General features: G+C 37.2%; 21 protein-coding genes. 11 read left to right on the forward strand and 10 right to left on the reverse strand.

Annotated elements, in window-relative coordinates:
• Positions 1 to 24 precede the first annotated feature (24 nt).
• The 3 genes from ASE01S_RS06235 to ASE01S_RS06245 all read left to right on the forward strand — a co-directional run bounded on the left by ASE01S_RS06235 (position 25) and on the right by ASE01S_RS06245 (position 2,574).
• Positions 25 to 963 (forward strand): ABC transporter substrate-binding protein, encoded by a 939-nt coding sequence (locus ASE01S_RS06235; protein ID WP_067840005.1) that lies wholly within the window; start codon positions 25 to 27, stop codon positions 961 to 963.
• Between the two features lie 101 nt (positions 964 to 1,064).
• Positions 1,065 to 1,805 carry an ABC transporter ATP-binding protein gene (locus ASE01S_RS06240; protein WP_217995641.1) on the forward strand — a complete coding sequence of 247 codons (741 nt, stop codon included), beginning with the start codon at positions 1,065 to 1,067 and terminating at the stop codon, positions 1,803 to 1,805.
• Positions 1,798 to 2,574, forward strand: coding sequence for an ABC transporter permease (locus tag ASE01S_RS06245; protein WP_067840011.1), 777 nt, complete (start codon positions 1,798 to 1,800; stop codon positions 2,572 to 2,574). Before ASE01S_RS06240 ends, ASE01S_RS06245 begins: the two co-directional genes overlap by 8 nt.
• 45 nt (positions 2,575 to 2,619) lie before the next feature.
• Here ASE01S_RS06245 and ASE01S_RS06250 read toward each other — a convergent pair whose 3' ends face one another.
• Entirely contained in the window at positions 2,620 to 4,278 is a 1,659-nt protein-coding gene (locus ASE01S_RS06250) for a glycoside hydrolase family 13 protein (RefSeq protein WP_067840013.1), read from the reverse strand.
• Positions 4,279 to 4,734: 456 nt separating this feature from the next.
• The gene (gene rlmN, locus ASE01S_RS06255; protein WP_067840016.1) at positions 4,735 to 5,799 is read right to left on the reverse strand and encodes a dual-specificity RNA methyltransferase RlmN; all 1,065 of its coding nucleotides are present in this window, start codon (positions 5,797 to 5,799) and stop codon (positions 4,735 to 4,737) included.
• 661 nt (positions 5,800 to 6,460) lie between these two features.
• On the opposite strand from rlmN, the gene ASE01S_RS06260 reads away from it, so the two are divergent.
• Complete coding sequence (locus ASE01S_RS06260; protein WP_067840020.1) at positions 6,461 to 6,661, forward strand: cold-shock protein; 201 nt, start codon at positions 6,461 to 6,463, stop codon at positions 6,659 to 6,661.
• A 403-nt stretch (positions 6,662 to 7,064) separates the two neighbouring features.
• On the opposite strand, the gene ASE01S_RS06265 is transcribed toward ASE01S_RS06260, so the two are convergent.
• Positions 7,065 to 7,868 carry an alpha/beta hydrolase gene (locus tag ASE01S_RS06265; protein WP_067840024.1) on the reverse strand — a complete coding sequence of 268 codons (804 nt, stop codon included), beginning with the start codon at positions 7,866 to 7,868 and terminating at the stop codon, positions 7,065 to 7,067.
• An 808-nt stretch (positions 7,869 to 8,676) separates the two neighbouring features.
• Between ASE01S_RS06265 and ASE01S_RS06270 the strand changes: the two genes are divergently transcribed.
• On the forward strand, positions 8,677 to 9,114 hold the full coding sequence (locus ASE01S_RS06270) for a hypothetical protein (RefSeq protein ID WP_067840027.1): 438 nt from the start codon (positions 8,677 to 8,679) through the stop codon (positions 9,112 to 9,114).
• 200 nt (positions 9,115 to 9,314) lie between these two features.
• On the opposite strand, the gene ASE01S_RS06275 is transcribed toward ASE01S_RS06270, so the two are convergent.
• A complete protein-coding gene (locus tag ASE01S_RS06275; RefSeq protein ID WP_067840031.1) occupies positions 9,315 to 10,223 on the reverse strand; it encodes an AEC family transporter in 909 nt (302 codons plus the stop codon).
• A gap of 94 nt (positions 10,224 to 10,317) precedes the next feature.
• Here ASE01S_RS06275 and ASE01S_RS06280 point away from each other — a divergent pair, with 94 nt between their 5' ends.
• From ASE01S_RS06280 to ASE01S_RS06290, 4 genes are all read left to right on the forward strand, one after another.
• Positions 10,318 to 11,103, forward strand: coding sequence for a Cof-type HAD-IIB family hydrolase (locus ASE01S_RS06280; protein WP_067840035.1), 786 nt, complete (start codon positions 10,318 to 10,320; stop codon positions 11,101 to 11,103).
• A 372-nt stretch (positions 11,104 to 11,475) separates the two neighbouring features.
• Positions 11,476 to 12,330 (forward strand): Cof-type HAD-IIB family hydrolase, encoded by an 855-nt coding sequence (locus ASE01S_RS06285; RefSeq protein ID WP_067840038.1) that lies wholly within the window; start codon positions 11,476 to 11,478, stop codon positions 12,328 to 12,330.
• Positions 12,331 to 12,681: 351 nt separating this feature from the next.
• Positions 12,682 to 12,804 carry a YjcZ family sporulation protein gene (locus ASE01S_RS15495; protein WP_083512034.1) on the forward strand — a complete coding sequence of 41 codons (123 nt, stop codon included), beginning with the start codon at positions 12,682 to 12,684 and terminating at the stop codon, positions 12,802 to 12,804.
• 379 nt (positions 12,805 to 13,183) lie between these two features.
• Entirely contained in the window at positions 13,184 to 13,564 is a 381-nt protein-coding gene (locus ASE01S_RS06290; RefSeq protein WP_067840041.1) for a response regulator, read from the forward strand.
• A gap of 106 nt (positions 13,565 to 13,670) precedes the next feature.
• On the opposite strand, the gene ASE01S_RS06295 is transcribed toward ASE01S_RS06290, so the two are convergent.
• Entirely contained in the window at positions 13,671 to 14,120 is a 450-nt protein-coding gene (locus ASE01S_RS06295) for a Dps family protein (protein WP_067840044.1), read from the reverse strand.
• 421 nt (positions 14,121 to 14,541) lie between these two features.
• On the opposite strand from ASE01S_RS06295, the gene ASE01S_RS06300 reads away from it, so the two are divergent.
• Positions 14,542 to 15,261, forward strand: a complete 720-nt coding sequence (locus ASE01S_RS06300; protein WP_245630332.1) for an ABC transporter ATP-binding protein — start codon at positions 14,542 to 14,544, stop codon at positions 15,259 to 15,261.
• A complete protein-coding gene (locus ASE01S_RS06305; RefSeq protein WP_067840048.1) occupies positions 15,261 to 16,028 on the forward strand; it encodes an ABC transporter permease in 768 nt (255 codons plus the stop codon). Before ASE01S_RS06300 ends, ASE01S_RS06305 begins: the two co-directional genes overlap by 1 nt.
• Positions 16,029 to 16,051: 23 nt before the next feature.
• Here ASE01S_RS06305 and ASE01S_RS06310 read toward each other — a convergent pair whose 3' ends face one another.
• From ASE01S_RS06310 to ASE01S_RS06330, 5 genes are all read right to left on the reverse strand, one after another.
• Complete coding sequence (locus ASE01S_RS06310) at positions 16,052 to 16,615, reverse strand: TlpA disulfide reductase family protein (RefSeq protein ID WP_067840052.1); 564 nt, start codon at positions 16,613 to 16,615, stop codon at positions 16,052 to 16,054.
• 16 nt (positions 16,616 to 16,631) lie between these two features.
• On the reverse strand, positions 16,632 to 17,375 hold the full coding sequence (locus ASE01S_RS06315) for a cytochrome c biogenesis CcdA family protein (RefSeq protein WP_067840055.1): 744 nt from the start codon (positions 17,373 to 17,375) through the stop codon (positions 16,632 to 16,634).
• A gap of 342 nt (positions 17,376 to 17,717) precedes the next feature.
• On the reverse strand, positions 17,718 to 18,023 hold the full coding sequence (locus ASE01S_RS06320) for a rhodanese-like domain-containing protein (protein WP_306303213.1): 306 nt from the start codon (positions 18,021 to 18,023) through the stop codon (positions 17,718 to 17,720).
• 753 nt (positions 18,024 to 18,776) lie between these two features.
• Positions 18,777 to 19,475, reverse strand: a complete 699-nt coding sequence (locus ASE01S_RS06325; RefSeq protein ID WP_067840060.1) for a CBS domain-containing protein — start codon at positions 19,473 to 19,475, stop codon at positions 18,777 to 18,779.
• A gap of 26 nt (positions 19,476 to 19,501) precedes the next feature.
• The gene (locus ASE01S_RS06330) at positions 19,502 to 21,187 is read right to left on the reverse strand and encodes a methyl-accepting chemotaxis protein (RefSeq protein ID WP_067840062.1); all 1,686 of its coding nucleotides are present in this window, start codon (positions 21,185 to 21,187) and stop codon (positions 19,502 to 19,504) included.
• Positions 21,188 to 21,771 lie beyond the last annotated feature (584 nt).

The following is a 21,771-nucleotide window of genomic DNA, read 5'->3' on the forward strand; positions in this document are numbered from 1 at the left end:
ATTACTATTTTCAGGGGGATTACGATGAAATTAAAAAAGATAACTTTTATGTTGCTACTTACTCTTTTAACTTTATGGGGGTGTCAAGCAGCTGAGAACAATCAAACTAAAACCGATCAACAACAAAATAAAGACACGTTGAAAATAGGCTTAATGCCAGCCGTAGATTCCGCACCCATTTTTGTTGCTGAACGCGAGGGAATCTTTGCTGAGCTTGGACTAGAGCTTGAGGCAACAGTTTATTCAAATGCTAACAATCGCCAAAGCGCCCTTCAGGCTAACGAGCTGGATGGAGCGATGACTGATTTAATTGCTTTTTTAAACAACCTACATAATGGATTTGAAACTAAAATTGTTATGAGCACAGACGGGAGCTTTGCTTTTTTAACAAATGACAATTTTGTCGAAGATCAGACACAAGAACTTGGTTTAATGGAAATCAGTGTGTCAAACTATTTAGCGGATCAATATGTAGTCCCTCAATATGAGGTTAACAAAGTCTATATCGCTGAAATCCCTGCAAGACTAGAAATGATTGCAACTGGTCAGCTTGATATTGGCTTTATCCCTGAACCAGCTGCTTCACAAGGGGAACTTAATGGGTTAAACAAGCAGATCACGATAACAGATGATGAAGGGGAATCATTACAGGCTATGGTTTTTACATCTGAATCATTGGCCAATAATCAAGAAGCAATCATTAAATTCACTCAAGGTTATAATCAGGCTGTTGAGCTTATCCAAGCAAATCCCGAGTTAGCTTTAGATGCTCTAATTGAAGAGCTCGAGCTTAATCCTGAGATTCGCGATTTAATTACCTTACCTGACTACCACCTGGCACGTGTACCAAGTGAAGCCTACATCGATCAAGTTATTGAGTGGGTTGAATCCATTCAAGATATCAATTTAACTGTTAGTTATCAAACAATGATTGCTGATAAGGTCTATCAATCGAGACCATAGCTTACCTGCTTTTTAAACTGATAAAGTCATAACGAGCAAACAATACGATGAGACGCTTATCATTTGGATTTGGCCAAACCGCTAAAAAGGGATCTGTGAATATGATTAAAATTGAACAACTAACCATTCATTATCATCAAACATGTGCATTGAAAGAGCTTAGCCTGGCCATTAACGAACATGAAAGTGTTGCCGTTATTGGACCATCAGGCTGTGGTAAGAGTACATTATTATTAGCAATAGCTGGATTAATTAAACCAAGCCAAGGACATATATCGATTAACCAAGCTCAAGTATGTAAGCCTAGAGCTTCAACCGGAGTCATTCTTCAGGAATACGGACTGATGCCATGGAAAACGGTTCAACAAAATGTAGCACTAGGACTTCAGATTCGTCATTGTCCTAAACAGCAAATCAAACAGCAAGTTCAAGCGATCCTGGAGCAACTTCATATTGCAGAATACGCTGATCGTTACCCTATTCAGCTTAGTGGCGGTCAACAGCAGCGTGTAGCTATTGCTCGGGCACTTGCAATTGAACCTGATTTATTATTGATGGATGAGCCTTTTTCTGCACTTGATACAATCGTTCGAGAGGAATTACAGCAAGTCGTACTCGGGCTTTATCGAGTCAGAAGGATGGCCATGTTAATCGTTACCCACAACATTGAAGAGGCCGTATTTCTTGGAAAGAGAATCATTATTATGCAGCCAAACCCAGGACGAATTAAAACCGTTATCGATAACCCTTATTTCGGATCTGAGGATTTAAGAAGCCAGCTTGCTTACCACGAAATGTGTATGAAGCTTCGGTCTGAGTTGGAGCGTGTTGAACATGATTAAACGTTTAATTGATAAAAATCGAACGATCTATGCCACCTTAATGATTCTGGTTGGCTGGCTTTTACTGCATTACAGCTTAAATTCAGCCGTAGTCCCGCACCCACTTGCCGCGATTAATGTTTTTCTCTCTTTGATTACCGGATCATTGTGGCCACATTTAGGAGCAAGTTTCGCGCGTATATTTATTTCTGTTGTTATCGCTGTTCTAGTTGGTACAACAATAGGATTATGGTTAGGGTTACACGAACGTTATGACCGTTTGTTTGGTCCGATCATTTACTTACTCTTTCCACTACCCAAGATTGCCTTCCTGCCAATCTTTATGATTTTATTTGGTCTAGGAAATCGCTCGAAAATTATTTTAATTACAGTTATTATAGTGTTTCAACTTCTTGTTTCTATTAGAGATAGTGTAAAGGGATTAAATCAAATGTTGTTTTATTCAATACAATCTTTAGGCGCGACCAAGTGGCAAAGCTATCGGCATTTAATCCTACCTGCCATTTTACCAAAGCTACTGACCGCCTTAAGAATTAGTGTCGGAACAAGTATATCTGTTCTTTTTTTTGCTGAGAACTATGCAACGACCTACGGAATTGGCTACTTTATTATGGATGCTTGGATTAGAATTGACTATTTAGATATGTACGCTGGCATTATCGCGATTAGCTTACTTGGACTATTGATTTTTAAAGGGATTGACTTAATCGAACGGATTCTTTGTCATTGGGCATTACTTGAAAAAGGTAATCAAGAATCCTATTTTTAATCAACAAAGGAGAGAGCATTATCCCACTCTCTCCTTTTATTGTGTTTATTTTAATAGGTAAACGCGTGCTTCATATGGTCGTATACATAACTGGCAATGATTCGTTTCTGTAAACTTATAGTTACTCATTTTCAACTCAAATTGATCACTTAAATCTGATAAATCAAATTCAGTGTCACAATTAAACATATTAACAATAATCAAATAACGCTGATTAGCTCCTGTACGGGTATAAGCATACACATGGGGATGCTCTTCAGCAATCAAGTCATAGCTGCCATAGATTAAACTATCTGATGATCGCCGTAATGTAATAAGCTGACGATAATAATGATAAATCGAATCAGGATCACGTAACGCCTGCTCTACGTTGACTTCAGGATAGTTCGGATTCACCTTCATCCATGGCTTTCCGGTAGTAAAGCCCGCCTCTGGCTCACTTGACCACTGCATAGGAGTTCGAGAATTGTCACGTCCTGTTCTCCAAATAATCTCCATTACTTCTTTGTGTGTCTTCCCTAACCCCAATTGCTCATTATATAAATTTTTTATCGCTATATCATTATAATCATCAATTGAATCAAATTGCACATTGGTCATCCCGATTTCCTGCCCCTGATAAATAAACGGGGTACCTTGCATAAGGAAATATAAGGTTGCTAATGCTTTGGCTGAGGTTTTTCTTAAATAAGTATCATCCCCCCACGTAGAAACAGAACGAGGTTGATCATGGTTTTCTAGAAATAAAGCATTCCAACCGATTCCATCTAATCCTTTTTGCCAATTGGTTAATGCCTTTTTAAGTTTCGGTAAATCAAGACCACCATCAATGCTGTTTTGCCACAAGCCGAGATGGTCAAATTGAAAGATCATATTAAAATAACCCTTCTCTTCACCTACCCATTGCTCGGCATCCTCAATTTTCACTCCATTAGCTTCACCGACCGTCATAATATCATAATTCTTTAAGGTTTGTTCTCCAAATTCAGTTAAGAACTTATCGATTCCCGGTTGATTCATATGACCTGCGAAGGATTCTACATAAGCTTTACCTTCTGGGTTCGGTAAATTAGGAAAATCTTTTTGTTTTTTAATATGTGAAATGGCATCAACTCGGAAGCCGTCAATCCCTTTATCAAGCCACCAGTTAACCATTTGATATAGGCTATTTCTCACCTTAGGATTTTCCCAATTGAGGTCGGGTTGTTTCTTTGAGAAAACGTGCAAATAATACTCCTCAGTCGTTGCATCATACTCCCAAGCAGAACCACCAAAGATAGAAGCCCAATTATTTGGCTCCTTGCCATTCTCACCTGGCTGCCAAATGTAATAATCACGATATTGACTATCTTTTGATGAGCGTGATTCAATAAACCATGGATGCTCATCTGACGTATGATTAATAACCAAATCCATAATCAATTTCATGCCGCGTTGATGTGTCGCCGCTAATAGCTGATCAAAATCTTCCATTGTGCCAAAATCTTTCATAATTTCTTGATAATCGCTGATATCATAACCATTATCATCATTAGGCGATTGATAGATTGGGCTAATCCAAATAACATCAATACCCAGTTCCTTCAAATAATCCAATTTTTCAATGATTCCTTGTAGATCCCCAATGCCATCATGATTAGAATCTTTAAAACTCCTTGGATAAATTTGATAAGCAACGGCTTCCTTCCACCAAACCTTCTTCATTTACTTACTCCCCCTGTCAACGCTTATGATTTGTTTCCGTTTTACCCTGTAGCTTAAATGTAATAAAAGCATAACCGAAGGAAAACGATTGCATTAATTGGTTCACTATCCGATATATAAGATTACAGATAGTCATTTCATCTTATTCTAACACAAAAAGCAATCGATTGCGCAAATTTAATAAAAAAAATAACAGAATTAGCAAATACACCAATATTTATTTATCCGAAAAGTATTCAACTATAGAAAACCTTTCGCATGATTTCTAAATAGATGCCAAATTGCTAAGCAGGGATTGAGATTTTAAAGCTGAACTGGGATTAAACGTACCCTGTCACACTTTAACATGATTTTTCACAGGAGAAAGGAGCTAACCATGACTGTTAAATCCCGGATCTCCTGTAAAAAAACAACTTCATGCTTTGTCCTACTATAAAAAATTATTTTAAACTAAATTTAATTGGCTTTCTTCATTTGCTTGCTTCTTAATTGGCCACAAGCAGCATCAATATCTGAACCTTGTTCGACCCGCACGCCACAATTAATCCCTTCTTTTAGCAAGGTTTCATAGAAGGTAAGAATCGCTTGCTTCTCACTTCGATCATATTGATTATGCTCTTCAACTGGATTATAAGGAATTAAATTAACATACGAGAGATGGCGCTTATTCTTTAACAATTTAGCTAGCTCTAATGCTTCCTCTTTATGATCATTAACATTTTTAAGAAGAATATATTCAAACGTGATACGACGATTAGTTGTTGCTAAATAGTAGTCAATCGCATCCATTAATTTAGCGATTGGAAATGCCTTATTTATTTTCATTATTTTCGTTCGCAAGTGATCATTTGGGGCATGTAATGATACAGCTAAGTTAACTTGTAAGGGTTCGTTAGCAAAAGCTCTAATTTTATGGGCTAGCCCACTAGTCGATACCGTAATGTGACGAGCACCGATGGAAAGACCCTTTTGATCATTGACAATACGAAGGAAATTCATCGTGTGATCATAATTATCAAATGGCTCACCAATCCCCATCACCACGATATGACTAACCCGTTCACCTTGACTTTGCATATCTAAATAGTGCTGAACTTTCATAATTTGTCCAACGATCTCTCCGCTAGTTAAATCGCGGTTTTTTTTGAGTAGTCCGCTTGCACAAAAAGTGCAACCTATATTACATCCCACCTGTGTCGTTACACATACTGATAGTCCATAAGAAAAGCGCATTAATACTGTTTCAATTAAATGACCATCTGCTAATTTAAATAAAAATTTTATCGTGCCGTCTTTTGACTCTTGCTTGAGCTCTTCTACGAGCGGGTCAAGTGTAAAGCAATCCATTAATAACTTTCTGGTTGATTTATTTAGGTTAGACATCGAATCAAAATCACGGACTCGCTTGACATATAACCAGTCCCACACTTGTTTAGCACGAAATGCTTGATCTCCTCGATCTACAAACCATTCCGTTAATTGCTCTTGCGTTAATCCATAAATAGATTGTTTATTATTCATGTTAACCCCTCCACACAAAAGGTCGATCTCTTCGTCTGCAATACCTTTACTATACTATCTTTAATCACTACTCTATGCAAGATAAAAAATATGACATCACCTAAATGACAGTTGATCAAATTTTTTTGAACAAGCAAAAGACCATGTTATTTATGACAAAGCTATGATAAAGTGAAACTTCGTTCAGTGGGGGTTTCGACGCATAGGATGTGCTCGTGCAGATGTTACAACACGACGTCGCGAACTGAGTCAGCTCCCTCTTTAACCACTGAACGTTAGTTGAACCAATCGGGCCGTTACTGGCTGTTGGATCTCCACTTAGACATGATGTGTTCCCCTATTTCTTGAACTGGGAGTCTTACAAAAGCCCTTCGATGGGGCGAGTAAATCGCAGCCCCAGCCAGTTACACTGCGATAAAGGTGGATAGAAAGGGACAAATAATTCGATACTATTACCCCAAAAGTTAGCACACCAAATCGATTACTTTTTTGTTTTTAACGTAAAGGGTTGCATTTATCAAACGGTCTTGTTATAATGACAATAGCTATTTTGTTCGACAAAACACTTCAAGTAACTAACAACGTGAAAGTTTTCGTTTTGATGCTTGAGCAAGAATAGTAATACATTGTGTGGTATAACCACACTAGGAGGAAAAGTAATATGGCACAAGGTACAGTTAAATGGTTTAACGCAGACAAAGGTTTTGGTTTTATCGAAGTTGAAGGTCAAGATGATGTATTCGTACACTTCTCAGCTATTCAAGGCGAAGGCTTCAAAACTCTTGAAGAAGGTCAAAGTGTAACTTTCGATATCGAAGAAGGTAACCGTGGACCACAAGCAGCTAACGTTGTTAAAAACTAATACGGCTTACTAAAGAGAGCGATCTAATCGTTCTCTTTTTCATTTTTACAATATTTTTGCAAGTTTAATCTAAAAACAAATACGGAACAAATTACTGAATCAGCGTCACCCAATAGGTACCGGTCCCTAAAATCTTCTTTTGGGAACCGGTACCTTGCTTTTCCTTATATTTGATCCTTATTGCAACTCAAGATACGAGACCTTTATCGAATGACCAACTGTTTTTATTTTTGTATGTATCTGCAGTTCCAAGCGTAAGGCAGTACTTTAATTTGATCAATCTTCATATTCGGTTTAATAAGATCAAACAGCATTGTCTTTCTACAACTCGCTAGTTAGATCGTGACTTTATCCTCATTGGCATTGTCTTGCAAAAGTTTTTAAAAATGCTTCAATGGTTCAGTCATTGAGATGGATTAGACTCATTATGCTTAGAGATTGGCAGCCATTTTAATACGTGTTGAATATGATGGTCCCAGTAACTCCATTCATGTGAGCCAGAGTCAAAGGTTGTCGTTACCTCAAATCGAAGCCGATCAACTAGCTTGCTAAAATCAAGGTTGTCTTGGTATAGAAAGTCTTCGGTTCCACAAGCTTGATACAGCATCGGTTTATCTTGATCAGATCTTGCAAGTTTTTCAATCAAATAAAAGATATCATGCTCAGTATCCTTAATATCTTGACCCCCAAAAGCATTATACATCGTCAAGGCCATTGGATGATCATTATCCTTACGCTCAAGATTATGCTTAGCTATGTCTAATACACCTGATAAGGAAGCCGCTGCTGCAAATTGTTCAGGTTTATTAAGCGCCCATTTAAATGCACCATAACCACCCATCGATAATCCCGCAACAAAATTTTCTTCCCTTCTTGATGATAATGGAAAAAAAGAGCGTGCCTTTTCTGGTAGTTCTTCAGTTAAAAATGTCCAATACTTTTTCCCATAAGTCATGTCGGCATAAAAGCTATGGTCAACATCTGGCATGATTACAGCTAGACCTAATTCAGCAGCATAACGTTCAATTGATGTTCTTCTTGACCAGATCGAGTGGTCATCGCTATAGCCGTGAAGTAGATATAATGTTGGATGTAATCGTCCTTTATTGCCACTAGCTTGCTGATAAGACGATTCTGGTAACATCACCGTCATGGTCGTATTTAAAGAAAGCGCTTCCGAAAAGAAATCACATACAATCCTTGCCAAAATTATTACCGCCTTTCTGATCATTTATACTTTTATTATAACGAAAAAGCTAGCTTGTTAATAGTCATTATGATCCAAATATTTGAATATTTTCGTCTGTTAAAGTTATTACGAGTATAGTGTAAGAACTAACTCAACGTACTTTTCCAGTCGATAAAGTGAAACTTCATTCAGGAGGGGTTCGACGCATAGGATGTGCTCGTGCAGACGTTGCGACACGACGTCGTGAACTTAGTCAGCTTCTTCTCCCCCGCGGAACGTTAGTTGATCCACTCGGGCCGTTACTGGCTGTTGGATCTCACACTTAGACATGGCATGTTCCCTTATTTCTTGAAGCGGGAGGCTTAAAGCCAGTTATACTGGGAGAAAATCCGCTTGTGATCCGATAAACAGCAAATAAATAATGGGCAAGCCAACGCTTGCCCGTTCAAGTTCTTCGTGTACTCATTTCTATTTACTAAGATCTTTTTGTCTCATCCTCCTCTAGAATTATACACCCAAAAATGCAAGAACAGCAATGAATATCACAATTGGAGTAAAAATAAAGAACCAAAAGAAGAGTAGCGCTAAAGCCGCAATAATAGCCATTGATCTCCCTCCTCTCCCTTTACTGTGAGTACTCACATGATAACTTATGCTATCTCTAATAATGTTGAATGGATAAATAGAGGATATCTATTAAAAATAGATAATTAACTCATCGATGGTTTACTCATTTTTCAGCAAACGAAGAGAGATGACCGATACCAATCGCTAAGGTAGACATATAGTAGCAATATAATGATGCTGAAAGGAGGGGTTTCAAGACATGTCGCTAGTTACGATTAAAGTTAATGGCAGACGCCGCTTTATTCCTGCTGATCAAGCTAGCTCACTAACTTCAAAGCTTAATAAAAGCGAATGCCTTCATTCTTTAGTTCCAGAATCACAAAGAAATCGTGTCAATGAACAACTGCTCTATTTAGTTAAAGAGGTTAAAGCTCTATGGAAAAATCCAAAGGTTAGGACATACGTGCAGAATGTCTGTACTAAAGGAAAAAAACTATTAGTTTCAAGCAATCTACCTAAGCAATTGCTTAAAAAGGAGTTGGTAACGATGACGGATCAGCCTAAAGATATGAAAGAAATATTTAATCTGCTTAAAGATAATCCCGATCTCTTAGACAAATCTATGAATCTATTTCAAGACATGGTAAAAAAAGGAGAACTAAATGATATTATCTCCAACGTATTTAATGACGAATAATGAGCATAAATGATGCTCATTTTAGACTGTCGACAAACCTCCGATAAAATTGAATTTTATCAGAGGTTTGTCTGTTTTAAAAGTAAAAAAAGCTTAGCAGTTAGCAGTACGTGTTTTGATCATTAATTGTTCCATAAAAAGGCTTGTTGAACTGCCTATGAAAGGCCACAATATTTGTTTTTGTGCCAATCCCCTTTCAATTAGATAAGATTGACAATAACCCAGATCAAAGCAAAGCTTAGTAACATCGTGACATTTGAGGATGTTCCAATAAATTGTTTATCATATTTAAATTCAACACCATATGGTATTAACGACAGCGGAATAGGTAATAGGAATCCAATTAAAAGGGTCGATTTGATCATACTGTCTACCGGTAATAACCAATATAGTAATGGCGCAATGATAAGTGCAACACCATAGCGTAACCCGATAAACTTTGTCATTAAACGGATATGGAAGCGGTTTACACTAAAGTTAAGGTATAGTCCCAGCAGTAACAAAGATAACGGCATATTAGCCATAGCGATAATTTCCGCCAGATCAATTGCTATCCCTGGGATGTCAATTTGTAATATGCTGAGAATAAAAATAATAAAATAGGACATTAATGGAATCGATTGTGATAGTTTTCTGAAAGACGCTTTAACGGTAAGTTGACTATGATTATCTGCATAATAGCTGCCGATTAAATAGGACAAACCAAACACAATAAAGGCATTGCCAACATCAAACATACCAAAGTATTTAATCCCCTCTGCTCCCCATATGCCTTCTACTAATGGATAAGCAAACAAACCAATGTTATACCCAGGTAGCATCATCACTAGCATTCCTTTGATTGACCTCGATTCGCTATTAAAGCAAATAACCCCTAGTAAAACAAAGAGAAAGCCCATTAGAATACCAGCTGCTACTAAAATAAGTAACGACCAATCAAACTTAACTTGATAGAACGAAGTTATGATTAAAGCAGGTAAAGTTAAGTTAAAAATAAGGCGTGAGATTGCTTCACCATCTGTTTCCTTTAGTAATCCTGTCACCTTTAGTAAATAACCTAGCCCAATTAAAATAATGGATAGAATAAATTGCTGATTAAATCCTGACAAATATGTATCCCTCGCTTACTTTTGCTATTCTTTATTAACTATATCATAATATGCTAATATTGAACTACTAGACTGATTAAATGGGGGACAAACAATGCCAAAGATAAAAATTATTTTCCTTGATGTTGATGGTACCATCTTACTTCCTGACCATAGTATCCAGGCTTCCACAAAAAAAGCCATTGATTATGTAACAAGCCAAGGTATTCTTGTTTTTCTAGCAACTGGGCGCCCGCTTCATGAATTAGGGCCGATTGCAGATGAATTAGGTATTCAATCCATGATCGGCTACAATGGCGCATATGCAGTCTATCAAGATAAAGCAATTTACCAGAGGCCAATGGATCGATCTGTTGTAACCCATTATTTGAACGTAGCTTCAAAGCACGATCATGAGCTTGTCCTTTATACGAAAGAGGCTAATCTATTCACAAATTTGGATAAAAGCTATGTTCAACGCTTTATTACATACTTTAATATTAAACATAATCAATTATATCAGCCTGCATTTGTCGATGAGATATTAGGAATTACGATTATGAATCTTTCACCAGAACAAGAAGGTCTTTATCAAACTGATCAACCGATATTTTTTGCCCCAGTTAATGTTGAAGGAATGACCAATAATTATGACGTCATCCAAGATCATGTTAATAAAGGGAAAGCCATTAAACATATATTGAAATTACTTGAAATAAAACCTGAACAAGCTGTAGCATTTGGCGATGGACTTAATGATAGACAAATGCTTGCTACCGTCGGACAAAGCTTTGCAATGGGGAATGCTCACCCTGAGCTCTTTAAATATGCTAAATACCGAACGAGCACAGTGAATAATGATGGGATTTATAATGGTTTAAAACAACTGGGTTTAGTCTGATGAATAAACTGGATGTGACTTTAGTCAAAGGCGCCTTAGCGTATTTGTACTCAGATTTTATCAAGCTCAGCTCGATCAAAAATCTGCGGCATCCGCCGAAGGCTTTAACTTTATTCAGCTATTGATCCTTTGTAATGAAAAGGGTTTATAAGGAAAAACTAATCCTACTCTAGGGTTACCTTATCTGCCCAGAAAGTAACGCGCTTGTTTTTTTACTTGGCTTATGTGCATTGCATTGATGAGGTAAATAAGTTTAATTTTGCTAACCTTTACAAGGATATTACATTCAATTTATTGCTGTAAGGCAAAATCTCAGGTATGCTAAATAGAGAAATTAAATTATTTGATTGGTTTAGATAGGAGCGCTTTTTTATGGTAAAAATGATAGCAACAGATTTAGATGGAACATTACTATCACCACTTGGTGAAGTAAGTGAACGAAATGCACAAGCAATTCGCAACGCACAGGCAGCAGATATTGAAGTCGTTGTGGCAACAGGAAGATCATATCAATCAGCTTTTCGACCGATTCAGAAGGCTGGCTTAAATTGCCCGATTATTTGCTTAAATGGCGCAAATATGTATGATTTAAATGGAACATTTAAAAATGGTATTGTGATGGATAAAGCAGTAGTTAAGGAAATTCATTCCGTTGTCTCCAAAGAAGATGCTTATTTTGAGCTTTATACTAATCAAGGTGTATTTTCCATGGATCGCTCTAACTTTATGGATGTCCTTGTTAATATTATGCTCTCAGCTCATCCTGGCACAACACGGGAACAAATTGAAAAACGAGCAGAGCAACGTTTTCAAGAGGAAGAATTTATTTTTACAGAGGATTTCTCAGAAGTATTTAATAATCCAGAAATTAATGTATTTAAAGCACTTGCATTCTCTCTTGAAGCAGATGGCCTTGAACGAATTAAAGGTCCTTTCCGCAATCGAACTGACTTAATTGTTACATCATCTGGCTTTGACAATGCTGAGTTTAACCATCCAGAGGCACAAAAAGGGGTTGCCCTTAAGCTACTAGCTGATGAACGTGGTATTGACTTAGCCGACGTCATGGCGATTGGAGATAATTTTAATGATGTTTCCATGCTCAAAGTTGTGGGGCGTGGAGTTGCAATGGGGAATGCCGAGGCTGGTGTTAAGAAAACATGTAGCTATGTAACAGATACGAATGAGCAAGATGGTGTTGCCAAAGCAATTGAAGAGATTTTATAAACATATCCACATGTTCTTTTTAGCTTTAACTAACCCTTGTTAAAGTACAGCGTACTTGAACAAGGGTTTTTAGTGATTATTCTATAAAACGATGTTCATCTGTTTGAGGCTAAGCACAAAACAATAGTACTCTTTGTTACATAAGAAATTAATTAAGCTCCTTTTGTAATCTTTGTCCAGATTATCGGCCATTGTTATTACTCAATTTTTTATTTACGAGATGATTCTCAACTCTTAATAACCACAGCAATTTGAAAGGTGCTGAATAACGTTGAACCGAGACATTTGCCCTATCACGATTTAAAAATCGGGCATATGCTAAAGTAAATCCGGTTAAGGTGGTGAAGAAGTATGTATTACGGTGGTGGTTGTGGTTGCCACTATCCATCCCATGGCGGCTATGGCGGTGGATTTGCTTTAATTGTTGTCTTGTTCATTTTATTAATTATTGTTGGAGCATCTTTTTATTGCTAAAAAATAGGCTGATCTACAATAGATCAGCCTTTTCATTTAGCTTTATTTAAAAATATAAGTGGTGAACGCCTGTTTATACCATTCAGAGGGGCTTCATCCTTGGCTGTTTAAAGTTAAAGCCCCAAGCGGATGTTACAGATTTTTAGCGGAAATTTATCGAGCGCAGCTCGATATAAAGTAGCCTAAATCGGGATTTAGCTAGTATAGTCAAGCTTTCGTTTCCACTAATGGCAAACCACTCAATCCCCTTTTTCAGTATGATGTTTCACCAATGTAAAAATACTAAGCATTCATTTATTTTCGAGAAAAGCTTATCGCTTTTTTGTGCTCTTTTTGCTATTATAGAATAGTTAACAGACATGAGAGGAGATGGCTTAAGATGCATTCCGTACTTGTTGTTGATGATTCTTCTTTCATGCGCAAATGGTTAAAACGAATCATAGAACAGGACGGTTTCCGTGTAACAGCAGAAGCTACAAATGGGTTTGAAGCAATTCTACAATACCGCAAAACAAATCCTGACATTATCTTATTAGATATCCATATGCCCAAGCTAGCAGGTGTTGATGTTTTGAAGCGAATAATGTCTATTAATCCAAAGGCCAATGTTATTATTTGTTCTGCTATGGGGTCAAGCTTTCTCATAGAGGAATGTTTAAAACTAGGTGCTAAAGATTTTGTGAAAAAACCTCATTTTGAGGGATTGATTGAGAAAATGAACCGAGTACTAGAGGCTAATGAAAAAACCGTGGATGATTAAGCTAACGTCATGATTTTGAGCCAAATGAAAACACCTCCGAAATCGTATTGTCATAATACCTTTTCGAAGGTGTTTTTTATCGGTTAAGTCACAACAACGTTTTGTTCTATCCTAAGTATGCTTCAAGCATCCACATATGTTTTTCAATTTCCGTCTTGTAACCAATGAACAAATCTTCCGTAATATCATCATTAGCTTCACCCGCTAATTCAATTCCCTTTTCTAAGTCAGTGACAAGAACACGAAAATCCTCTAGCACGCTCTTTACCATATCAGCTTGCTTTACTTCCGTTGTATAAGGCTTCTCTTTTACTGTGGAGTGGTCTAGAAACTCCTGTAGCGTTGAATATGGCTCACCACCGATCGTTAATAAACGTTCAGCAAATTCGTCAAAATGTTCATTTATTTCATTATAAAGTTCCTCAAATTTCTCATGTAAGACAAAGAAGTTCGTTCCTTTTACAAACCAGTGATGTTGATGTAGCTTAGTAAAAAGTACACCATGTGTGGCAACTAATTGGTTTAAATGGTCTTGTAATGCTTTTTTTGCAGTCATTTAAAAAACCTCCATTTACTTTAATCCATTAATTTTTATTACGGTATTTCTTCTTCCCATTTTAACTCGACTTTAAACATCCTTGTCGATAGCTTGTGTTGTAGCTAATGAATCATTCACACTATTTTCACATTTCTTGAGTGCTTTCCTCTTCTGTCTTCCATAACTATGACAGAATCACCAATCTAACTATAAGGCCTCCTTTATTCTGTTTATTAATTTATAATAATTATAATATAATAATTATTTTCAGTCAATTGATATATACTTTTTTTATAATGGGATTGAATTAGGGCAAGCTATACTGATTCCAAAACCGCCACCAATACAACTAGCAGTTTGGGAACAAAAGCAGAAGGGTGTTAATTTTCAACTAAATTTACTATAATATATGTTGACAAATAATAAGGACGTGTTTTATTTGACTGAGGCTATATCCTTAAAAGAGGTTACCCTTTATGATCAGCAAACGCTCATTCTTGATCATATCTCTGGGCAAATACATAAAAACAAAATAACCACCTTTATTGGACCATCAGGTTCTGGCAAATCGACGCTTTTCCGTTTATTAAATGGACTACGAAGTGCTAACTCTGGTGATATTTTCATTCACAATCAAAATATTGAGGATATCGACCCAATCAAACTTCGAACCATGGTAGGCATTGTCTTACAAGAAGCAATCCTGTTACCAGGCACTGTTTATGATAATTTAGCTATCGCACCCCGGCTTCATAATCGAACCTTTACTAAAGAAGAAGCAGAGCAAGTATTAGATTCAGTTGGGCTTGAGCGTCATTTCTTATCTAAATCTGCCCATACTTTATCGGGTGGCCAAAAACAGAAGCTTTCGATTGCACGCACACTTGTAAACAAGCCTAATATTTTGCTATTAGATGAAATAACCTCATCACTAGATCAAGTTTCAGCCCAAGCGATTGAATCATTGATCCAAACGATTCATACTCAATATGATTTGACTGTTCTTTGGATTACTCATAATATCGAGCAAGCTATAAACGTTGGAGATCAGACATGGGTTATGATGGATGGAAAAGTGGTAGAGCAAATACCAAGTAAACAACTTTATCAATCGACTCATCCTCGTGTTGCGGAATTTGTGAAAGGAGGAATAAATTAATGTCCTTCCAAACCTTAGCCTTAACATTACTGTTTGTCCTCATTCCGCTAGTACTTGTTTATCTGTTAAAATTACAAATTGAAAAAGATATTATCATTGCAACGATTCGTTCAATCATTCAGTTATTACTAGTTGGTTATCTACTTCAATACGTCTTTAGTGTTAATAATCTGATCATGACAATACTAATGGTTGGCTTAATTATTGGGGCAGCAACACAAAATGCGCGTAAAAAAGGGGTAGCCATTAAGGGGATAACGTGGAAGCTCATCCTTACTTTTATTACGATTGAAGTCATAACACAAGGAATCTTAATCGGATTAGCTATCATTCCAGCAACACCTCAATATGTCATCCCAATTAGTGGGATGGTTGTAGGTAATGCCATGGTTTTAGCTATTTTATTTTTAAATCGATTTACTGATGAAGTAAACGATAAGGAAAAACAAATTGAGTTAATCCTATCACTAGGTGGTACACCAAAACAAGCTGTTCACCGACAATTAATCACATCGATAAAAGCAAGTACGATCCCAACAATAGAAAATCAAAAAACAATCGGATTAGTTCAGCTACCAGGTATGATGAGCGGTCAAATCATTGCTGGTGCAGATCCGATTCAGGCGGTTCAATTCCAGCTTCTAATTATTTTTCTCTTGTTGACTACAGCTGTTTTAACTAGTGTAATGCTCGGATTATTATCCTATCCAGCCTTGTTTAATAATCGTCTGCAATTGCTCAAAAACGTATTGAATGAACATCATTAAAGGCGTTGACTTTCAACGCCTAGTTAATCCAATAAATGAAATGCATCGACCATTTGTTGATAAGTTAAGGCTCCAAGCATTTTATACTGAATCATTCCTTTAGTGTCGATCATAAATGTTGTCGGAACAGAACGAATGCCATATTTAGCTTCTACAGCTGCAGCTTCATCTAAAGGAATGATAAAGCTTAACTGATATTCTTCTACAAATTCCTGGACATCCTCAATATATAATTCAGATTCAGTTAGATTAATAGCGATAACCTCAACATTATAGTCATTTGAAAAGCGCTCCATATCAGGCATTTCAGCTCGGCAAGGTGGACACCAGCTTGCCCAAAAATTAAGCATGATTCTTTTGCCACGGTAATCTGATAATCGGATAACCTCACCAGTTAATGTGATTAATTCAAAGTCAGGTGCTATTTCTCCAATATCTGTACCCACTTGGATCGTATCTTGCTGATCGTTTATTTGTTCATCTATTAAAGTAGGTTCAACTTGGTTTGATTTTGAATTGATCGCAAAATCATAAATTGCCCATCCCAGCATGGAAATCAAAATTATGAAAAAGATAATTCTTTTCAAATTAAAAACGCTCCCCTCATCCCAAATTGGTAAGCCATGTACTTTCGACAAATCTTAACAGCAAGGCTGACAAACGGGCGACTTGTCCAGTAAATAGTAAAAAGCCGAACAAAATCATGCTAACACCACCTAACTGCAAGATTCGTGCACTATATTTAACTAACCATTTCGTACAGCTTAAGAAAAAAGTTAAAAGGAGAAAAGGAAGCGCAAAACCTAATATATATAGGCTTATATAAAGCAAGCCTTGGGTAGGACTACTAATTGTTAAGATAAGAATCGATGCTAAAACAGGTCCTATACATGGGGTCCAGCCAGCAGCAAAACCAAGGCCAATTAGAAAACTAGAACAAAGACTAGATACATCACGCTTAATCATTAGTCGTTTTTCCTTCATAAGCTGTGGAACTTTAAGCCAACCTGTTACAATAAGTCCCATCATAATTAAAAATAACCCAGCAAAACGTTGAATAAACAAGCTAAAGCGACCTAACAAGATCGACTGCAGCCACTGTCCAAGAATAGTGGCCCCAAAACCAAGACTAAAAAAAATGGATGATACCCCTAAAAGAAAAAAAACAGCATGAAGTAATAAACGTGCCCGAATTTTGTAATCTAATTCTCTATGTAACACCTTTACACTAATACCGGTAGTATAAGATAAATAGATTGGAAAAACTGGTAAAGTACAAGGAGATAAGAAAGACATTACCCCTGCACTTAGTGCTAGCCATATGGTTAAATCTGTGGCTGAAGCCATTGAATAACCCTTCTTTCCCTAATAAGTGTTACTTTTCCTCTATCACCAGTATATCGTTTAGTCCATCTAATTATGCTTACTACCTAACCACTAGATTAATTTAAAATAATCATTTCCGATTGTGATAGTCTGTGTCCACTCTCAAATCAAAATTTAACGAATGCTGCCTTTTAACAACGGTAGATAGAATAGAAGCTGTTCAATAAGCAACACCTTTCACTTCTGCTCATTTTTCTGCACTTAAAATTTTAAAGATCATTACTCAATGGATTGCCGCCTCACCGGTTTTACTTATTTCGTTTTTTACAGATACTTACAGAAAAAAGTATATAGTTTTTCTCCTCATTCAGCCTTTTTAATATCTCCTGTCCATGCTAGCATCCCGTCGGCAACATTCGTCGCTTGGTAACCTAATTCCGTTAAATACTCAACAACTTGTCCACTTCTTTTACCTGATCTACATATAACGTAGTAATGTTGATTTGGATCAAGCTGGTCAAGATACGCTGGAATGTGATTCATTGGTACATGTCGTGCTGTTGGAATTTTACCAACAGCAACCTCGTGAGACTCTCGGACATCAATTATATTTAATGATTGATTTACTGCGATTTTGGCTGCTAAATCAGCACTAGTTATTTGATTCAATTTTATCTCTTGCTCCCTTCATTTAGTAAAGTGATCTGAAACTAAAATTATCCCTTAAATAATCATTAGAACAAATACAACAAGTCGTTCTTTAGCTTTATTTAGTATTTTTTAAATTGACCAGCAAATCACAGGACGGTGACTAAGGCATCGGTACAAATGCCATTCAATAGATAAGTAGCGGAAAAATGAACGAGATAACCATGTTATGCGATATCATTGGGTGTTTTGAACTTCTTTTAAGGGGTATCTATCCGCTCACTATTTTATCCACCATTCACCATATACGCAATTTACTTGCTTCAACTGATCCATTAAATTTAACAAGACACGGTAACCACTATGGGCTTCCGTGTCCGTTAAATTGAACATTAATTTTCTATCATCGTTATTCCGTTTTGTTTGACGCCGATCACATGCTACCACATAGCTTATAAGCCAACCAAATGCCCTTTAACGGATTACGTCCAGATTTTATCCAGCTTCACTCGATAAATGTCCACTGAAAATCTGTAGCATCCGCTAGCGGCTTTTACTATATTCAGCTGGGTATACCCCTACTGAACGATAGTTGAACCAATCGGGCCGTTACTGGCTGTTGGATCTCCCACGTAGACATAACGTGTTCCCTTATTTCTTGAAGTGGGAGCCTTACAAAAGCCCTTCGATGGGGCGAGTAATCGCAGTCCCAGCCAGTTACACTGCAATAAATATAGGATATTTCTGCTGAATCAAGTTAAACAATTTGCTAGCCTATGGGATCTCAATCAGATCATTTGGTGAAATCATCCCAAGTAATGGTTGATTTTGCTTACCATCTTCCGTAATAAGTAATGCATCCAAGCGCTCATGCTGTTTCATAGAGCTAATAAATAAATCTTCCGCTTGATAAATATTCGTATCTTTATTAATGAAACGATAATTAGCGGATTCGTTGTCCTGTGAGATCACTTCAGCTAATGGCATTTGAAACAAATTAGAAAAGTTTTGCTCCATTTGGGTCGCAATCCAATGCAAGATCATTTTGTCTGTTAATAACCCAACAAAGTCTTTATTGTGATAGACCGGAAATTGAGAATAACTGGTTTTGTTGACAACTTCCAAAACATCCTTCAGTTTCAAACCGATTTGAAGAGTTGTTAATGTTTTTTGAAAGGTGGGGATCACACGCTTAGGTGCTGTGATTTCCTCTACCATCCCTTCTATTGCTTCAACTACTTGATCATGGGGTTCTGCAATCGTATATTGTATTTCTGTACGTTCGTGAATAATCGCATTACGAAGCTCAGAAAATTCAAGCAGGTCATTAAGGTAACGATTAATCACGGTATTCGTTTGGCTTAGCTGTTGAGCAGCTCGAACAAATGGAACATAATGGGCATCATTAAGCTCTTGCTCAAAAAATTGCTCAATTTTATTAAAGGCTACGATAAAACGCTCAGCATTACTCACTTCTTGCACTCCTTGACGTCATCTCATTATGATAATTTAAATTTAACAACTGTTGTTTCTAATTGATTGGCTAACTTAGACAGCTGCTCTGCTGCGCTTGATACCTCTTCCATCGTCCCTAACGACTGTTCCGATGATGCAGCAGTCTCTTCTACCCCAGCCGCAGACTGTTCAGAAACCGAGGCAATTTCTTCGATCTCAGCCTGCATTTTTGCTGTCATATTTACAACTTGCCCTAATTCTGAAGAGATATGCTTTAGCTGTCCATCGATGGTTTCATATGCATCATTCATCTGATTAAATACTCGTCCTGTATCTGTGATTTGTTTCGCTCCATTATCAGCTTGTCGATACCCCTCTTCTAAGGCTTTAGCTACCGAATTTGAGCCAGACTGAATTCTTGATGAGATCTCTGTAATCTCTTCGATTGATCTTGCCACTTGTTCTGCAAGCTTCCTTACTTCATCGGCTACAACTGCAAATCCCCGTCCGTGATCACCTGCCCGAGCTGCTTCAATCGCTGCATTTAACGCAAGTAGATTAGTTTGTTCAGCTATATCTGAAACCACTTCAACAAGCTTAGTGATTTGTTGGGATTCATGGTCTAAATGCCTTACCTTCTCAACGGCATCTGTTACAATATGATAAACCTCTTTGACCTGCTTAACCGATGCCTCCATCGAAGTAGCACCCTGATTAGTCAAACTTAGTAATTGATTAGCATGGTCTGCAGATTGCTGGCTAATTTGATCTGCCTGATTAATTTGCCCTTTAAAGCCTTCCATCATTTCTGCTAAATGTGAAGCATGATCAGCCTGTGATTCTGCACCATCAGATAGTTCTTCCATCGTCGTTGCAATTTGTTTGCTTCCTTCCATGACTTCATGAGCGGATTGGCTCAAAACACTTGCTTGTTTTGTGACTTGTTCGGTTGCCTGCTTAATCTGTTGTAAAACTTGATGAACACCTGTACGCATCAGATTTGTGGCATTAAACAACATGCCGATTTCATCTCGTCTTTTCGTGACTAATGGTTTCCCACTTAGATCCCCTTGCGCTACAGACTCTAATTCATTGGCAACTTTTTTAAGTGGCTTACCAATAGATTGTCCTAAAATAATTCCTATCATGACAGCCAGGATCGTAGCACCAACCAACGTTGCAACCATCACGATGAGAGTGAGATGAAAAGCCTTATTATTCTGTTCATTTAAATGCAAAATTTGTTCACGGTTCAATACATTTAATGAAGCTAAATTGCCACTTGCCGGACTATAATAGACTGTAGATTCTTGAATCCCTTGTTGAGCCGCTTGGAACTGGCTATTTTCTAACAAAGTCATATTACGTTCAACTAAATCAATGAAATTATTCCAATTCACTTGGAATTCGTTTAATAGTTGTTGTTCATCATCAGTTAAAGGCGCCGCTTTATATGCCTCAATATGTGTATCAATTTGGTCAATATTACTTAATGCAACATCAGCGTAAGAATGATCACGAAATAATGCCGCTGATATAATATTAACCCGCGTATTTTCTGCTAATCTTACAATATCATTTAATTCGCCTAACGGAATGACACGCTCCTGATACATTCGATCTGCGTTAGCATTAATTCTGTATAATGAAAAAACAGCTATCATTCCAACTATAACTAAAGCGGTCACGATGATCATAATTCCACCAATTAACTTGCCTGTTATTCGCATGAAACACTCTTCCCTTCTTTCTAGTCCTTTTTTACTCCAGTATAGCATCAGTTAAAGTGTAATTATATAGAAATAATTTAACTTCATTCAGCAAAAGGCTCTCTCTTCGAAAAGTGGTGAGCTAAATGCCTATTTGTCATTGATTCAGTGGGGTTACTGGCTAAATCAATTTAAAGCCTACGGCGGATGCCATAGATTTTCAACGGAAATGTATCGAGCATACCTGATCAAACTTGGGCACAAATACGCCAAGGTGCATTTTTTTCTTAACATAGATTATATCGATCATTTTACTGCTAAGTTAAAGTAAATATGAGGTATATTTTTACATATCTACAGCAAAATAAAGTGAAACTTCTTTCAGTGGTATCGACGCATAGGATGTGCTAATGCGGACGTTGCGATACGACGTCGACTTCCTCTCCTCCCCACTGAACGTTAGTTGAACCAATTGGGCCGTTACTTGCTGTTGGATCTCCCACTTAGGCATGACGTGTTCACTTATTTCTAATGTAGAAGTCTTACAAAAGCCCTTCGATGGTGCGAATAATCGCAGCCCCAGCTAGTTACACTGCGATAAAATT

It is taken from the genome of Amphibacillus sediminis NBRC 103570 (assembly GCF_001552275.1).
In the GTDB taxonomy this organism is placed as follows: domain Bacteria; phylum Bacillota; class Bacilli; order Bacillales; family Amphibacillaceae; genus Amphibacillus_B; species Amphibacillus_B sediminis.

Excerpts from the sequence above, each read along its gene's own strand:
- ASE01S_RS06295 (WP_067840044.1), bottom strand. The coding sequence starts at position 14,120 with ATGACTGCAAAAAAAGCATTACAAGACCATTTAAACCAATTAGTTGCC.
- rlmN (WP_067840016.1), bottom strand. The coding sequence starts at position 5,799 with ATGAATAATAAACAATCTATTTATGGATTAACGCAAGAGCAATTAACG.
- ASE01S_RS06250 (WP_067840013.1), bottom strand. The coding sequence starts at position 4,278 with ATGAAGAAGGTTTGGTGGAAGGAAGCCGTTGCTTATCAAATTTATCCA.
- ASE01S_RS06270 (WP_067840027.1), top strand. The coding sequence starts at position 8,677 with ATGTCGCTAGTTACGATTAAAGTTAATGGCAGACGCCGCTTTATTCCT.
- ASE01S_RS06305 (WP_067840048.1), top strand. The coding sequence starts at position 15,261 with ATGTCCTTCCAAACCTTAGCCTTAACATTACTGTTTGTCCTCATTCCG.
- ASE01S_RS06245 (WP_067840011.1), top strand. The coding sequence starts at position 1,798 with ATGATTAAACGTTTAATTGATAAAAATCGAACGATCTATGCCACCTTA.
- ASE01S_RS06315 (WP_067840055.1), bottom strand. The coding sequence starts at position 17,375 with ATGGCTTCAGCCACAGATTTAACCATATGGCTAGCACTAAGTGCAGGG.
- ASE01S_RS06285 (WP_067840038.1), top strand. The coding sequence starts at position 11,476 with ATGGTAAAAATGATAGCAACAGATTTAGATGGAACATTACTATCACCA.
- ASE01S_RS06290 (WP_067840041.1), top strand. The coding sequence starts at position 13,184 with ATGCATTCCGTACTTGTTGTTGATGATTCTTCTTTCATGCGCAAATGG.
- ASE01S_RS06240 (WP_217995641.1), top strand. The coding sequence starts at position 1,065 with ATGATTAAAATTGAACAACTAACCATTCATTATCATCAAACATGTGCA.
- ASE01S_RS15495 (WP_083512034.1), top strand. The coding sequence starts at position 12,682 with ATGTATTACGGTGGTGGTTGTGGTTGCCACTATCCATCCCATGGCGGC.
- ASE01S_RS06280 (WP_067840035.1), top strand. The coding sequence starts at position 10,318 with ATGCCAAAGATAAAAATTATTTTCCTTGATGTTGATGGTACCATCTTA.
- ASE01S_RS06260 (WP_067840020.1), top strand. The coding sequence starts at position 6,461 with ATGGCACAAGGTACAGTTAAATGGTTTAACGCAGACAAAGGTTTTGGT.
- ASE01S_RS06235 (WP_067840005.1), top strand. The coding sequence starts at position 25 with ATGAAATTAAAAAAGATAACTTTTATGTTGCTACTTACTCTTTTAACT.
- ASE01S_RS06330 (WP_067840062.1), bottom strand. The coding sequence starts at position 21,187 with ATGCGAATAACAGGCAAGTTAATTGGTGGAATTATGATCATCGTGACC.